At 68.8% G+C, this 14,960-nt stretch carries 13 protein-coding genes; 8 read left to right on the forward strand and 5 right to left on the reverse strand.

What is annotated here, in order from left to right:
• The first annotated feature begins 1 nt into the window (after position 1).
• The 8 genes from IPK85_21955 to IPK85_21990 are packed head-to-tail and all read left to right on the forward strand — an operon-like array spanning position 2 to position 7,960.
• On the forward strand, positions 2–1,504 hold the full coding sequence (locus IPK85_21955) for an enoyl-CoA hydratase/isomerase family protein (GenBank protein MBK8250030.1): 1,503 nt from the start codon (positions 2–4) through the stop codon (positions 1,502–1,504).
• Complete coding sequence (locus tag IPK85_21960; GenBank protein MBK8250031.1) at positions 1,501–2,316, forward strand: SDR family oxidoreductase; 816 nt, start codon at positions 1,501–1,503, stop codon at positions 2,314–2,316. Before IPK85_21955 ends, IPK85_21960 begins: the two co-directional genes overlap by 4 nt.
• Before the next feature lie 12 nt (positions 2,317–2,328).
• Complete coding sequence (locus IPK85_21965) at positions 2,329–2,577, forward strand: acyl carrier protein (GenBank protein ID MBK8250032.1); 249 nt, start codon at positions 2,329–2,331, stop codon at positions 2,575–2,577.
• 8 nt (positions 2,578–2,585) lie between these two features.
• Positions 2,586–3,839, forward strand: coding sequence for an aminotransferase class I/II-fold pyridoxal phosphate-dependent enzyme (locus IPK85_21970; protein MBK8250033.1), 1,254 nt, complete (start codon positions 2,586–2,588; stop codon positions 3,837–3,839).
• A complete protein-coding gene (locus tag IPK85_21975; GenBank protein ID MBK8250034.1) occupies positions 3,836–4,387 on the forward strand; it encodes a beta-hydroxyacyl-ACP dehydratase in 552 nt (183 codons plus the stop codon). Before IPK85_21970 ends, IPK85_21975 begins: the two co-directional genes overlap by 4 nt.
• Entirely contained in the window at positions 4,384–5,214 is an 831-nt protein-coding gene (locus IPK85_21980; protein MBK8250035.1) for an SDR family NAD(P)-dependent oxidoreductase, read from the forward strand. The genes IPK85_21975 and IPK85_21980 overlap by 4 nt, the downstream gene beginning before the upstream one ends.
• Entirely contained in the window at positions 5,211–6,584 is a 1,374-nt protein-coding gene (locus tag IPK85_21985; protein ID MBK8250036.1) for an aspartate aminotransferase family protein, read from the forward strand. The genes IPK85_21980 and IPK85_21985 overlap by 4 nt, the downstream gene beginning before the upstream one ends.
• Entirely contained in the window at positions 6,581–7,960 is a 1,380-nt protein-coding gene (locus IPK85_21990) for a GMC family oxidoreductase (protein ID MBK8250037.1), read from the forward strand. Before IPK85_21985 ends, IPK85_21990 begins: the two co-directional genes overlap by 4 nt.
• A gap of 164 nt (positions 7,961–8,124) precedes the next feature.
• Here the strand turns inward: IPK85_21990 and IPK85_21995 are convergent, their stop codons facing one another.
• The 5 genes from IPK85_21995 to IPK85_22015 all read right to left on the reverse strand — a co-directional run bounded on the left by IPK85_21995 (position 8,125) and on the right by IPK85_22015 (position 14,894).
• Positions 8,125–9,000 (reverse strand): 4'-phosphopantetheinyl transferase superfamily protein, encoded by an 876-nt coding sequence (locus IPK85_21995; GenBank protein MBK8250038.1) that lies wholly within the window; start codon positions 8,998–9,000, stop codon positions 8,125–8,127.
• Complete coding sequence (locus tag IPK85_22000; protein MBK8250039.1) at positions 8,997–10,328, reverse strand: FAD-binding protein; 1,332 nt, start codon at positions 10,326–10,328, stop codon at positions 8,997–8,999. Before IPK85_22000 ends, IPK85_21995 begins: the two co-directional genes overlap by 4 nt.
• The gene (locus IPK85_22005) at positions 10,325–11,497 is read right to left on the reverse strand and encodes an MFS transporter (protein MBK8250040.1); all 1,173 of its coding nucleotides are present in this window, start codon (positions 11,495–11,497) and stop codon (positions 10,325–10,327) included. The genes IPK85_22000 and IPK85_22005 overlap by 4 nt, the downstream gene beginning before the upstream one ends.
• Before the next feature lie 46 nt (positions 11,498–11,543).
• Complete coding sequence (locus IPK85_22010) at positions 11,544–14,255, reverse strand: serine/threonine protein kinase (protein MBK8250041.1); 2,712 nt, start codon at positions 14,253–14,255, stop codon at positions 11,544–11,546.
• 66 nt (positions 14,256–14,321) lie between these two features.
• Positions 14,322–14,894: a sigma-70 family RNA polymerase sigma factor gene (locus tag IPK85_22015; protein ID MBK8250042.1), complete on the reverse strand. Its 573-nt coding sequence runs from the start codon at positions 14,892–14,894 to the stop codon at positions 14,322–14,324.
• Between the last annotated feature and the right edge of the window lie 66 nt (positions 14,895–14,960).

A 14,960-nucleotide genomic window follows, 5' to 3' on the forward strand; every position in this document is an offset into this window, starting at 1 on the left:
ATTGGCGCGCGACACCGCCCCCATCATCACCATCACGCTGGGCACGCCGGAACAGCCGTGCTGGCTCGACCACGCAACGCTCGACGTGATCGAGGCGGGCCTCACCACGGCACGTGGCGACGCGCGGGCCATCGTGCTGCGCGGCAGCAGGAACGCCTTCTGCCTGGGTATGGCGTCGCCGGAGCATCCCGAGCCGGGCGCACTCCAGGCAGGCATCAATCGCTTTGTCGAGGTGCTCGAGGGCCTTCGCAACGGCCCCCTGCCCGTCATCGCCGTGGTCGAGGGGCCCGTGCGTGGTGGGGGACTCGCGTTGCTCGCGGTGGCGGATGTGGTCATCGCCACCCCCGCCGCGAGCTGCCAGCTCCCCGAGTTGTTCCTCGGCCTCGTGCCCGGCGTGGTGGGAGCGTACCTCGTCCCCGCTCGACTTTCGGAAGGGCGTATGCGGTACCTCGCCCAGTCCGGTGCAACGCGCACCGCTGAGGACGCGTGCCAGGATGGCCTCTTCGACGAGGTGGTGGCCGCCGACGCGCTGGAGCGTCGACTGCGAGAGCTGCTGCGCCAGGTTGGCCGTGCCTCTCAGCGTGCCCTGCAACGCGGACGACGTCTCCTTGCATCGGGACCCGCCACCGGCCGCGCTCGACGTGTTCGCCAGGGCGCGGCCGAGTTGGTGTCCCTGGCATGCGGGAGTACCACCACCGAACACCAGCTCGACGCCCCCGTGGGCCATGCGTCCGACCGCCCCACGCCGCCGGTGACGTGGTCCGTCATCGAACCTGGAATTGCACAAGTCACCATGTGCGATGCAGCGAGTGGGAACGCACTGTCTGCGCCGATGTTGGCCGGCCTGCGCGCAGCCCTCGCCGAGGTCAGTCGCTGCGAGAGCCTCTCGGTGTGCATTCTCGCGGGAACACCGTCGGTGTTCAGCAGTGGGGCGACCGCCGAGACGCTGCACCATGCCGCCGCGGGTCGCGTGGACCTGGCGGAGGTCGAACTGGCTGGTGTGGTGCTCGATGCGGATGTACCGGTGGTGGCCGCCGTCGAAGGACACGCCGTGGGTGGCGGCCTGGTCCTCGCGGCCGCGTGCGACGTGACGATCCTGGCGAGCGAGTCACGGTATGGCGCGACCTTCACCCGGCTCGGCATCACCCCGGGGATGGGATGCACGGCACTGTTGGAAGAGCTGGTGGGTCCCGGGCTCGCCCGTGAGATGATGTATACGGGCCGAACCTGGCGCGGCGCCGACCTCCTGCGCCGCGGCGTGCCGGGCGTGCGGGTGCTCCCCCGGGCCGACGTATTGACGGCTGCCCTGGACCTGGCCCGCGACATGTGTGGCTCGACCCCACGGGTGTCCCGCCTCCTCAAGCAGACGTTGGCCGTCTCCCGACGCGAACGCGTGGACGCGGCACTGGCGCTCGAGCGAGCGGCGCACCGGGACATCCTCGAACATCCGGAGACGGCCCAGGTCATCCTGGCGCGTGTCCCCGTCGCGGAGCCGCTCGCATGATCGACCTGTCTGGGCGCTGGGCGCTGGTCACCGGTGGCACGCGGGGCATCGGTCGCGCGGCCGGGCTCGAGCTGGCGCGGGCCGGTGCGCGGTGTGTGCTGACGCACCGCTGGGGATCGGTAGACCCCGACGCGCTCGTCGCGGACTACGCGGCAATTGGTGCCCAAACGCCACTCATTGTCGAGGCGGACGTGTCGCGCGATGCGGATACGGTCGCCCTCCTCGACGCGATCCGCCAGCATACCGATCATCTCGACATCTTCGTCAGCAATGCGGGCCTCTCAGCCCGCGTGAACTCGCTGGAAGACTATCAATGGCCAGCGCTCCAGCGCACGCTCTCCTACGGCGCGTGGCCCCTTGCACGCTATCTGCAACTCATGCAGGAACGACTCGGCCGCTACCCACGGCACGTCATCGCCGTGTCGAGCGACGGCCCTGACCACTTCTACCCGGGCTACGACTTCGTCGCGACATCCAAGGCCGTGCTCGAGCAACTCGCGAAGGCCCTCGCGATGCACCTGGCTCCCCATGACGTCCAGGTGAATGCCGTGCGGTTCGGCCTCGTGGATACCGAGGCCACTCGGGCCTTCTTTGGAGATCTCCCGTCGTGGTTGCAGCAACTGGGCATCGACGGCGCCATGGTGCTGTCCCCGGAAGCCTGCGGTCGCGCGATCGTCGCCCTCTGCTCCGGGTACCTCGACGCCCTGACCGGACAGGTCATCACCGTGGACGGCGGCAGCGGCTACCGCAACAACCTCATCGTGCTACACCAGGCGGCGCAACGTCGCCCTGCTGTTCCTTCCACCCCCTGATTGGAGCCCCTCATGAACAAGGACGACATCGTGCAGGTCATTGTGAAGAACATTCGCGAGAACGTCGAGGATGTGGGCAGCGCCGAGATTGACCCCACGCGCTCCATGGAAGCGTACGGGGCCAACTCACTGGACGTGATCGAGATCGTGTCCTGCTCCATGCGCGACCTCAAGATCAAGGTGCCGCGCACCGAACTCGCGCAGATCCGCACGGTGGACGAACTGGCAGACAAGTTCCTGCAGCACATGCAGGCGGCGTAGGCCCAACCATGGACGCCTACCGCTATAGCCTCGCGGACTTCTACGCGAGCGACAGCCCGTCGGTGGTCGAACCGCCGACCGATTGGAGCGCGTGGCTCGCCGAGCCCGAGACGCAGGCGTGCATGGCGTTCTTCGAGCAGCCGCTGCTCGCGGCACCGCGTGCGGCCACGCGTATCGCCTCCCGGTTTGACGGCACGGCACGCGACGTCATCAATCTCACGTCGTACAACTACCTCGGCCTTGCCACCCATCCGGAGGTCATCGGGGCGGCCCGTGACGCCCTCGAGACCTACGGTCTCGGGGCATCCGGCGCGGCGATGTTGTCGGGAACGTATGACCTGCACGTGCGTCTCGCCGAGCAGCTCGCCGCCTTCAAGGGCCGGGAAGCCTGCGCCCTGTTCTCCGGCGGCCTGATGGCCAACTACGGGGCGCTGCAGGGCATGCTGCGCCGCGGGGACGTGCTGGTGATGGACGAGAAGTGCCACCAGAGCATCATCGACGGTGGCACACTCGCCCGCGCCCGGAACGTCTTCTTTCGGCACAATGATCCCGACGCCTTGGCTGCCGTCCTGGAAGCCCATCGCGGCAAGCGCGTCCTGGTGGCCGTCGAGGGGGTCTACTCCATGGACGGTGACCTCGGCGACCTCACGCGACTGGCCCCGGTGTGCGCCGCCTATGGCGCGCCGCTGTATGTGGACGAGGCACACAGCAGCCTCCTGTTCGGTCGCACGGGACGGGGCATCGCCGAACTGCAGGGGGTCGAGGACCAGGTGGCGGTCACCTTTGGTACCCTCAGCAAGGCCTTTGGCGGGGTGGGTGGCTTTATCTGCAGCACCAGCGCCATCGTGCGCTACATCAAGTCATACGCGTCGGCGTATGCATTCTCCTGTGCGCCGTCGCCGGTCGTCGTGGCCGGCTGCCTCAAGGCGCTCGAGGTTGCGACCCGCGACCACCAGTTGCAGGATCGCCTGTGGCACAACGTGGCGCGCGTGCGCGCCAACCTCGAGGCCATGCAGCTGAACCTCGGGGACTCTGCCTCGCAGGTCATCCCGATCATCATCGGCGAGTCAGCGGAGCTCCTGTTTGACATGGCGCGACGCGTCCAGGAGCGCGGCGTGTTCCTCCAGCCGGTGGACTACCCGGCCGTCCCCGCCGACCAACGGCGGTTTCGGCTCTCGGTGACTGCCATGCTCACCGACGCACAAATCGATGAGGCGTGCAACGTGATCGAGGACGAGATTGCCCAGGGGGTGCGGCGATGACGTCGGTGGCCGAGCCCGAACGGCCGGACGTGCGACGCGCGCGGCGCGTGCCCATCGCTGACCTCGCGTCCGTGACCCCCACCTCCGTGGACCGCGAGGGGATCGAGCGGCTCATCCCCCATCGCGCCCCGTTCCTGCTGATCGATCGGCTCACGCACTGCGAGCCCGCGCGTGGACTGATCGCCGGTGAACGAGCAGTCGCTGTCGATGATCCTGTCTTCCGCGGCCATTTCCCTGGTGAACCGGTGTATCCCGGGTCACTGCAGATCGAGGCGGCCGGGCAGTTGGCCCTGTGCCTGGAGGGCCTGCTGGCCTCCACGACCACGGACGGCGGTCCCCGCCAGGTCCGCGCGATCGGCGTGCGTGAGGCACGGTTCGTCTTCCCCGTGCGTCCTGGCGATACGCTCACGCTGATCGCCCAGCGGCTCGGGCACGACGACTTGATGGCGTCCGCGTTGGTGCAGACCCTCGTTGGGACTCGGGTGTGCGCGGTGGCGCTGATCGAGTGCGTGTTCATTCCCAAGCCTGCAGCGGGGTCCGCTGCGTGAGTCGCCTGAGCTTTGACGGACGAGCGGTCGTGCTCACCGGTGCGTCACGCGGTATCGGCCTGTCGATCGCCCGCGAGTTGGCGCGGCGTGGCGCACACCTCGCCCTGGTGGCCCGGCAGTCCGAGGGGTTGGAACTCTGCGCACGCCTGGTGCGGGAGGAGGTGCCTGGGTGCCACACCCTCGTGCTTCCGGCGGATGTCAGCAACCCGGCCGCCATTCATGAGGTCGTCCAGCGGGCCGCGCAGCATTTCGGCGGGCTCGGGGGCGTCGTGTGCAATGCCGGGCTCGCCCACCCCGGGTACTTCGAGCAATTGCCGGCGGATGTTTTTGAGCGTTTGTGCGCCGTGAACTACCTGGGTGCGGTCCACACCGTGCGTGCAGCACTCCCCCATATCCAGCGCGAAGGGTTCATTGCCCTGACATCTTCCGTCCTTGGGTACATGGGGGCCTTCGGCCATACAGCGTATGCCGGCACCAAGTTCGCGCTGGTTGGTTTTGCCGAGTGCCTGCGACAGGAACTGCTGCAGCGTGAGATCCACGTGGCCGTCCTGTGTCCTCCCGACACTGATACGCCCGGCTTTGCGGTGGAGCGCGCGATGACACCGCCGGAGACCGCCGCGTTGTCGGCAAACGCCGGGCTGATGCGCGCGGACGATGTGGCGCGCCGGTTCGTGCGGGCGCTCGAGCGCCGGTCATTCTTGATCAACGTGAACCTCAGTACCGCGGTGTTCCACCGCGCCCATCGCTGGTTTCCCTCCCTCACCAGGGCGGTCATGGATCGGATGGTCCTCGCCGCCCAGCAACGCTCCTCGCGAGGTCGCGCATGAACCTCCAGTCGCGCATCGATCGCTTTCTGGCCACGCACCAGGTCGCCGAGATCTACGCCCGGCGCGTGAACCACTTCTATACGAAGTACCTCACGAGCCTCGGGCTGGCCGATGTGGTCTTCACCGATCACGACACCCACCATTTGGTGGACCGGGACGGCAACCGCTACCTCGACCTCGTCGCCGGATACGGGGCGTGCTACTGGGGCCGCGCGGAGTTCGTACGCGATGCGGCACGCCAGGCACTGGAACTGCGCATGCCATCCCTGGTGCAGTTCAGCCATTCGGTCCTGGGCGCGATGCTCGCGGAGGCGCTGGTTTCCTACGCGGGTGGGGACTTTGACCGCGTGTTCTTCACCAACGGGGGCGCAGAGAGCACCGACTACGCCCTCAAGATGGCGCGCATGGTGACGGGTCGGTCGCGCATGGTCTGCTTTACCATGGGCTACCATGGACTCACGCTGGGCGCGCTCGGGGTGAATGGGTCCGTCAAACACCAGAAGATGTTTGGCGTGGACGGCCCCGCGCTTGTGTTGCCCTTGAACGACGCGGAGGCGCTGACCGAAGCCTTTCGCCGCCACGGGCGCGAAATCGCTGGCGTCATCGTGGAGCCCGTCGTGGCTCGCACAGGCGAGGTGGCCTCCGCCGAGTTCATGCGATTGGCCCGGGCGCTCTGCGACCAGTATGGGAGCCTGTTGATCTGCGACGAGATCAAGACGGGGTTCGGGCGGACGGGGAAGCCGTTCTGCTACCAGTGGTCTGGCGTCGTGCCGGACATCATCACCGTCGCCAAGGGCCTGAGCGGTGGCGTGAGCGCCGTCGGGGCCGTGCTCTCCAGGGAACACGTCTACCGCAAGGTGTTCGACTCCATCGAGAAGATCGCGGTGTACTCCTCGACCTTCAAGGAAAACCACGTTGCCATGGCCGTCGGCCTCGCCGTGCTCGACGCCTTCGACCGCCAGCCGGGGATCTACGAACACGTCAAGGGCGCGGAGTCGCTGGTGCGGCAGCAACTGGCGACGGCCGAGGGATCGCCGGTGAGCTACACGATCGGTGGCCGCGGGCTCGTGCTCACCATCGGGGCGTCCAGCGCTGTGCGCACGAACCTGGTCCGCGCCCTGGTGGACAAGGTCGAGGGCGATGCGATCCCAGGGATCCTCTGCCGTCGGTTGTTTGCCGAGCATCGTATTCTGGTCTCTCTGCCCAATCGCTTTGGGGCGAGCGTGGCCCTGATCCCGGCGCTCGATCTTCCCCATGCGGAGCTGGGGCACTTCACCACGGCGTTACGGGTGGTGGCCGGGGAGATGGCGACGGAGTCGAACTGGCGCACGTTGCGGGAAGTGGTCGCTGACGCACGGGCCGTGTTGTGAACACAACGGCCGACGTGGTGGTGGTGGGGTCGGGGGCCGGGGGGGGGCGCGTCGCGTTGGATCTCACCCGTGCGGGGGCGCGCGTGGTGGTCCTCGAGGCCGGGCCGCGCTGGGATGCACACCAGCTGCCGCTGCCCGAGGTGGAGATGCTGGCGCGCATGTACTGGAACGCTGGACTGGAGCTGAGCACGGATGCCTCGATCATCTTCACCCGGGGCAGGGGGGTCGGTGGCAGCACGATCGTGAATCAGGCCCTGCTCGACCAGTTTGATGAGGCGGTGTTCGCGCGATGGCGCGCCGCCTCGGGTGTCCCGCTGTTCACGGAAGACCAGATGGCGCCCTGGTACGCGCATGCCTTGCGCGACCTCCAGGTCGCCACGATCGGTCCGGCGCGCTTCAACGCTAACTCGGCGCAGGTGGCGCGCGCGTTCAGCCAGCATGGCATCGCCTGGCACGGACTGCAGCGCGGTGAGGGACCGGAATGCCACACGGCAGACTGCATGCGCTGCCTCGGCGGATGTCCACACGAGTCCAAGCAGTCCAGCGCCGTGACCACCCTGCGTGAGGCGAGCCGACGCGGGGCGGTGGTGCACGCCGGGTGGACGGTGCGGCGGCTGGTGGAACGCGCGTCACGCGTCGAGATCGAGGCGGTCGGACCGGAAGGGCCCCAGACCTGGCAGGCGGGCCTCGTGGTCTTGGCGGCTGGATCGTTAGGCACGCCGCAGGTCCTGTTGCGGTCCGGCTGGAAGCGCGACCTGCCGCGGTTGGGCGAGGGGTTCACCTGCCATCCGCAGTTCCTCAGCGGGGCCGTCCTCCCCGTCCGTGTGGATGCCCACCGGGGAGCGTTCCAGGGCGTGGCGTCGTCCGATCCCCGCTACCTCGCGCGCGGCTACAAGTTCGAGTCCAACTTCGTCCCGCCCATCGTCTTTCACACCCTGTTCCAACAGCGGCCCGGACACGACCTCTCCGAGCGCTATCGCCGAATGGTGGGAGTGGAGATCTGCCTGCGTGACCTGGCCCCGGGGCGCCTGCGCCTCGATCGGGGTGGCCGACTGCGGGTGGAGCGCACGCTGTCCGCGGAGGAGCGTGGGCGCTGGCAGGAGGCGACCGGCGTTCTGCGGGAATGCTACAAACAGTTGGGCGCGACCGAGATGATGTTCAGCCCCAAGGCCTTTTCCGTGCACCCCATGGGCGGCTGCGCCATGGGGGTCGATCCGGGGCGCGGGGTGGTCGACCCGGGCTTCCGCGTCTTTGGCCATCCGCGCGTGGCGGTGTGTGACGGGAGCCTCTTCCCTGAAGCGCCGGGGCGCAACCCGTCCCTGACGATCATGGCGCTGGCCGGGGCGGCAGCTGACCAACTACGGAAGGCTGCATGACGCGATGGGAGCGCCGCGCCCTCGAACGCGCGGGCGAGTGCTGGTATCCCGGTAACGGACAATACCCGTCCTTTCGCACGCTGGGATGTGCCGAGGCCGCTGACGCAGTCCTGTCGCACGCCAGCGCATCGGACCGTCGGGCGCTCGGGTGGTTGCTCGCCACGTTAGGCCTGGTCCCGATGCCGCTCCTGCGGTCCCTGATGACCGCCGCGGCGACCAGTGCTACGCACCGGGGACCGCTCGGCGGCGTGCTGCGCGAGCTGGACTACGGCCTTAACGGACTGGTCACCACCCTCTACTTCTCCGGCTACCACGGGGCGACCTACGTCGGCCGCACCCCGGTCCAGGTCATGCTCGGGGATGGGCCCACGGAGCCGTGGCAGGTACCGAAGCTGCACCGAGTCTCCGAGTGATGCGAGCGCGCCGACATACCCGGTCGGCGTGCGCAGTGTGCGAATGACGACCTCCCCTCCCGGGGTGACGTCGGCCTCGACCCCCGCCGCTGCAGGCGTCCAGACCACGCGCCCGCCACGGATCATGCAGGCCTCGGCGAAGGTGGCCACGCTCCCACCGTGCAGCTTCACCACGGCTTCGCGTCGGGTCCACAATCGCGCGAAGTGTGTCGCGCGCGCGGAAGGATCGAGGGCAAGCAGCCGGTCACGCTCCGCCGGCGCGAGGAAGGTGGCGAGTGCCTCGGCGCCGGGAAGTCGTGGCTCACGGACCTCGACGTCGACACCCACGGGACGACCATCGGCGATCGCGATGACCCCGCATCCCAGGGTGTGCGAGACGCTGAACGCGGGGGCGTGCGCGTGCCCGGTAATGTAGGGCTTGCCAAGGCGGCCATGGCAAAAGTGCAACGCCTCCGGCGGTACCCCCATGCGGTGACCCAGTGCGTGGCGAAGGACATGGCGCATGATGAGGTGCGCCTGGCGTGCGCGCACGGAGGGCATGGCGGTCGCCCGTGCGGCTTCGTCCTCGGACCAGACCGGGTGGAGCGGAAGCTCCCCCAGCTCAACGAAGAGGACGTCGATCGTCACGCGTCGATCGGGTCGCGCAGTGGCCGGCCGGAGGTCAGTCGGTCCAGGTAGTCGTTGCTGAATACCCCGGCAGGATCCAGCACGGAGCGGACCTGTGCCCATCGGGCGCGCTCGGGATAGAGCGCCCACGGGTTCCCGTAGGAGAGCTTTCCCCAGTGGGGACGTCCACCGAGGGACAGCAGCAGTGCCTCCACGCGGGGTAGCACCTGGTCCCGTCCCGGCATGCGGCAGTGCCACGGGACCTCCACGAAGACCGTGTCGCGGCCCTCCGCCATGCTGAGCATCGTTCCCCGGTCCGCACCGACCCAGCGAATGTTGACTGGCAGGTGGAATGGCGTGGACGCGCGCACCTCCTCCGCGAGGGTTGCGAGGCCGGACAGAGCGCCGCGCAGCGCGGCGGCGGGGAGCCCGAACTCCATCGTGGGGGCGCGAAGCCAGCGGGGACCGACGGTGGCGAAGTCCCAGCGGAGGATGGCCGTGGCTGGGCGAGTGGGCGCAGACGCTCGCGTGATCCAGCGCGCAAACGATGCGCCGAGTCCAGGGCGCCGAGCCACCACACGAAGCGCCGCTGCCAGGGGGAGGTCTTCACCAAGGATGCGATGCAGCGCGACCGCCGCCGCGCTTCCCCCCGGCGCCGATGGCCACTCCGGCAGGAGGGTACGGCGTACCACCAGCGCGTCCGAGGTGTAGGGCATCCACCACGCTTCCACGTGGTCGTCGCCCAGGTGGAGCGACGCATCCGATAGCTCACCAACCGCGCGCCGTTCGCGTGTGACGCGCATCGTGCTACCGCGTTCCACGCGCAGGGTTACGTCGAGCACCACGCCGAGTGCGCCGAGGTGGGTCCGGGCCGCCGCGAGGAACTCCTGATCGGCGGGGCGATCACCAGCGAGGGGTAACATCTCGCCCGAGGCGAGGAGCAGCGTGAGGCCGGTGACACTCGCCTCGCTACTGACTGATCCCCACCGGCGTCCCGAGCCATGTACGGCCGTGGCGAGCGCGCCGCCCACGGTCGGGTAACTGGACGAACCGATGTGACGCAGGCACCAGCCGCGCTTGGCGAGCCAGCGCGCGACCTGTCCCATGCGCGCCCCGGCCTCGACGCGCGCCGTGCCCGCATCCACATCAAGCGCAAGAACGCGATCCATCCCCCGCAGCTGAACGATGGTGTCGCGGGAGGGCACCAGGGCCGAACAACTGTGACCGGCGCCCGCGATGCGCAGGGAGCGACCACGGCGCACGAGGGCGCGGAGCGAAGCGAGGTCGTGCGCCACGGCCACAGGGACCCCCGCCGCCACCACGTCGCCTGCCCACGAGCGCCACGTCATGGGGCGATGGGTTCCTCACCGGTGCGCGATGCCGTGAGGAGGGGCGCCAGGGCTGCGGCCGCCCACAACCACGCACCGGCCGCGAGGTAGGGTGCCTCAGGTGCAACGTTGGTGTAGAGGGCGCCCGCAATCACCGGCGCGACGGCTCGGCCGAGCGCCGCGACCGATTGCGCGGCACCGAGCGCCTCGCCCTGGACGTCATCGGCCGTCCGTCGTGAGATCAGTCCGGTCAGCGAGGGGTTGGCCAGCCCCTGACCCACCGCAGCCAGCGCCAGGGCGCCCACAAACGGCCATCCGCCGGGAACGATTGCCATCAGCAGGAGGCTGAGTCCAAAGGTCGCGAGCCCCCAGACGATCACGCGTCCCTCCCCGTACGCGCGCACCGCGCGCCCCAGCAGCCCCGCCTGGACCACGACGCTCACGGTCCCTACGGCCACCAGCAGCCAGCCAATATCTCGAGGCCCATACCCGTGGCGCGCGGCGGCCAGCAAGGCGAGGCAGCTCTCCATTGCCGCAAACGCCATGACCTGCATCCCCAAGGTGGCCACGACGCCACCAACGGTTGGATGCATCAACGTGTGCCACAGCACGCCGGGGGCGATCGTCCGGGTGCTGCGCACGCTCGTGGAATGCCGCGTTTCCGGTAACACCAGGAACGCCACGCCGAGGTTGAGCACGCTCAGGCCAGCGGCCACCAGCAAGGGAACCGACAATCCGAACGAGGACAACACACCCCCCAGGGCCGGCCCCAGGGTGAATCCGACGCCGTAGCCGGCGCCGACCAACCCCATCCCGCGCGCGCGTGTCTCCGGTGTGGTGAGGTCCGCCACGCAGGCCTGCGCAATGCCGATGTTCGCGGCGGCAAAGCCATGCAGGCTCCGATAGACGAACAACAGCAGCAGGCTCGGAGCCGTCGCGAACAGCGCGAGGGCAATCGCCGTCGCCGTGATCGACACCAGCATCACGGGGCGACGACCGACGCGGTCGCTGAGGCGGCCCCACCACGGGGCACCGAGGAATTGGGCGAGCGAATAGCACCCCATCAGGAGCGTCACTTCCAGCGGGGACGCCCCGAACTCCTGCGCGTAGAACGGCAGGAGTGGGATGACGATCCCCCACCCCACCAGGTCCAGAGTGACCGTCAGGAACACCACGAAGAGCGGCCGCATGTCCTTCGTGGCGCGCCCGACGGGCGAATCCCGTCACGGCACGCGCCTACTCCCGGCCCGGCGGGGCGACTTCACGCGCCCAATCGGTCACGGGTCGCCAAGCCAGGGCGTTCGCGCGGTACGCCGGACACGCCGCACCCAGCTGAGTCTGGGCCTCGGCACTTCGTCCGAGGCGTGCAAGGGCAACACCGCGACCGCAGGCGAGCGCCAACACCCGGCGGTGAGTCTCGGGGAACAGGGTGCGTGCTCGAGCCAGCCCCGCGTCAAAATGCGCGAGGGCCTCGCTCGCCTGGCCCAGCTCCATCGCTGAGCCGCCGAGCCAGAGCGCCAGGTACGCGGCGGCTTCCACGCTTTCCTTCGTCAACGCGCGGTACCGACCCTCGATCCTGTCCAGCACTGCGCGTGCGTCTCGCCATCGTCCCATGCTCATCAAGGCCTGCGCCCGAAACCCTTCGTAGATCACCTGCTGCATTGGGGAACGGCCGGCGGGCCGGGCGCCGATGACGCTGTCGAGTGTGGCGAGGGCCGCAGGGTACCGCCGTCTCGCCTCATGGATCTGTGCCCGGTTGAATTGTGCCGTGTGGAGCGTGTGTGAGCCCGCCGAGAGGCCGCCGCGGGTCAGGTTGATCGAGACCTGGAGAAGGGAGTCGGCCTCGTCCAGGAACCCGCGTTCCGCGAGCGTCGACGCGAGATTCTGGATCTGGTTGCCGAGGTGCAGCGAGTCGACTTGCGTCGCCTTCAACTGGATCGCGACGATTTCCCGCTGGGCGGCTTCAGCCGTCGTGAGTTCCCCGAGTTGCGTCAGGGTTGCCGCCAGGTTTCCGGCAACCGCGAGTCGATTCACGTGATCGCGGGGGAGCAGCGAATCCAGGATGCGGAGTACCTCGCCGAAGGCCGCGTGTGCCGCCCGGTATCCGCCGCGCCCGAATTCGTTCACCGCGATCTGGTTGAGGGCGGCGGCGCGCTGCATCGGGGCCTGCACGGAGTCCGCCTGCTGGATGAGTCGCTGCAAGTCGGCACGCTGCGTACTGTCCGCGGTGCGCCGGGTTGCGGTTTCCACCTCCGCTTCCAGGAGCGCCGCAGAGCCCGCGGGGGCGTGACGCCGCATCATCGCTAGCCCCGCCTCCATCAGGGGAACTGCGGCCGCGTTTCCCTCGAGGTAGCCGACCTCCATACCCAGGTTGAGCATGGCCTTCGCGAGGACCTGCGAATCGATGCTGGCGGACGTTTGCAGGCGGGCGAGGGCGCGCTCATGGTAGCGACGTGCCTGGTCGTGGCGCCCGCGAGCCGAGTGGATCTGGCCGAGCGTCTGCCACATCTCCGCCTGCACCAGCGGTTGGCCCGCGAGGGTGTCGATCGCCGGATCGACTTCCGCCAGGAGTTGTTCCACACGCAGCGTGTCCCCACCGGGGACACGCCCCGGGTTTGCCTTCTCGAAGAGTCCCAGCAACAGACCAACGACGGAATGCGTCGTCGCCTGTTGTATGGCGAGGGCGTTACGTTCGCGCTCGAGCCGTGACGCCTGGATGGCGCTCGTCACCGCAAAGGCCGCGAGCAGCATGGCCACGAGGGACCCGGCGGCCACGAGGGTCCGGTTGCGCACCAGGAACTTGCGGGCCCGATACCCGAACGAGTCCACTTCGGCGCGCACCGGCAGCCCGGTCATCCACCGCTCGAGGTCCTCCGCGAAGGCGGCGGCCGACGGATACCGGCGGTCCGGCTCCTTGCGCAATGCCATCTGGATGATGCGATCCAGGTCTCCCCGCAGCCGGCGTCCCCAGGGCTGGTGCTTCCCGGCTACGCTCGGCGCCGCCGGCTCCACCTCAAGCACCTCTCGCTCGAAGGTCACCATCGGGCGATCCCCCGCCACGTGGGGACGCGTGCCCGTGAGGACCTGGTAGAGCAACACGCCGAGCGCGTATACGTCGGTCGTCGTTGTCACCGGGTCACCGCGGACCTGTTCCGGCGCCGCATGTTCCGGCGTGAGGAGGCGGATCTCCGAGTGCAGCTCCGCATCGGTAGGGGTGTCGGGGTCGGCCGCCAGCAACTTCGCGATCCCGAAATCGAGCAGACGTATGCTCCCGTCGGCGGTCACCAGGATGTTCGAGGGCTTCAGGTCCCGGTGCACGACCAGCCGGGAATGGGCGAACTGCACCGTCTGCGCGACCTCAACAATCATCCGCACGCGCGCCTCCAGCCCCAGCGCCTGGCGCTCGCAATAGGTGGTGATCGACTCACCCTCGACGAGCGGCATCACCAGGAAGGGTCGTCCGTCCGCCAGTGTTCCGGCGTCGAGGATGCCGACGATGTTCTCGTGCGTCAGCCGTGCCAGGATCTCGCGCTCGATGCGCGACCGCCGCAGGAAGGTCGGTGACACGAGACCGGGTCGCACGACCTTGAGTGCCACCAGCTGGGTAAACTCCCCGTCCGTCCGGGCCGCCCGGTACACTTCTCCCATCCCTCCGCGGGCCACGAGATCCTGTATGCGCCAATGCCCGATGGTGGTCCCGAGAGCGACCGAGGGTCCCGTCGCGTCCGGCGTCGGCTCCAGCGACAGGCGGCGTCCGCGCTCCACTTCAGCAAGCAATGATGCGAGCTCGTCTCGCAGGTGCGTCCGGCTGCCGCAGGCGTCCCGGAGATATCGCGCGCGCGCGTCACCGACGAGCTCGAGTGCGGCCTCGAGGATAGCGCCGACGTCATCCCACTCTGCCGGCGTCAGGCCACCGGTCGATGTATGAGGGATGGGGTCACGCGTCATGCGGCATCGGACTCGCGAAGGGCCTGCACTCTCAAGCGCGGGAGCACCCGGAAAGACGTCAGGGAATCACACAGGGGGTAGCGTGGTCTCCGCGAACCCCAGGTCGCGCGCGACTTCGCGGCGCAGCCAGGCGCGCGCCGTCAACCAATCCCGCTGCACCGTGCGGAGCGAGATCTGCAGAGCGTCGGCCGCCTCCTGTTCCGAAAGGCCGCCGAAGAAGCGTGCAACCACGACCTGAGCTGCCCGCGGACTGATCTGCTCCAGGCGCTCCAGTGCGTCGTCGAGCGCCACCACCTCATCGGCGTCACTCTCGCTGAGGAACTCACCCACCTCGTCCACGGACACGGGAGTGCCGCCGCTTCCGCGCTTTATGCTCTTGATCTTGCGCGCGTGGTCCACGAGGACGCGTCGCATGGTATTGCTGGCCACGCCAAAAAAGCGGGCGGCGTCATCGGGCGAGAGATCCTGCGACTTGGACAGCCGCAACCACGCCTCGTGCACCAGGGCCGTGGTGCTGAGGGTGTGTCCAACATTCTCGCGCCGGAGGTGCGAGCGTGCCAGCACCTTGAGCTCCCGGTAGAGATCAGGGGTGAGGCGTTCCAGCCACTGCTGGGCGGCGGCAACCGAGTGATGGGGCATCGTGCGCCAGAGGGGGGGCAATTCCTCGGCCAAGCTCACTCCGGAGGTTGGGTGGCGTCAACCTGG

This window comes from Gemmatimonadota bacterium (assembly GCA_016712265.1).
GTDB lineage: Bacteria > Gemmatimonadota > Gemmatimonadetes > Gemmatimonadales > Gemmatimonadaceae > RBC101.

Coding starts and splice junctions, on each gene's coding strand:
- IPK85_21960 (MBK8250031.1), top strand. CDS start 1,501: ATGATCGACCTGTCTGGGCGCTGGGCGCTGGTCACCGGTGGCACGCGG.
- IPK85_21965 (MBK8250032.1), top strand. CDS start 2,329: ATGAACAAGGACGACATCGTGCAGGTCATTGTGAAGAACATTCGCGAG.
- IPK85_21970 (MBK8250033.1), top strand. CDS start 2,586: ATGGACGCCTACCGCTATAGCCTCGCGGACTTCTACGCGAGCGACAGC.
- IPK85_21975 (MBK8250034.1), top strand. CDS start 3,836: ATGACGTCGGTGGCCGAGCCCGAACGGCCGGACGTGCGACGCGCGCGG.
- IPK85_21985 (MBK8250036.1), top strand. CDS start 5,211: ATGAACCTCCAGTCGCGCATCGATCGCTTTCTGGCCACGCACCAGGTC.
- IPK85_22000 (MBK8250039.1), bottom strand. CDS start 10,328: ATGACGTGGCGCTCGTGGGCAGGCGACGTGGTGGCGGCGGGGGTCCCT.
- IPK85_22005 (MBK8250040.1), bottom strand. CDS start 11,497: ATGCGGCCGCTCTTCGTGGTGTTCCTGACGGTCACTCTGGACCTGGTG.
- IPK85_22010 (MBK8250041.1), bottom strand. CDS start 14,255: ATGACGCGTGACCCCATCCCTCATACATCGACCGGTGGCCTGACGCCG.
- IPK85_22015 (MBK8250042.1), bottom strand. CDS start 14,894: ATGCCCCATCACTCGGTTGCCGCCGCCCAGCAGTGGCTGGAACGCCTC.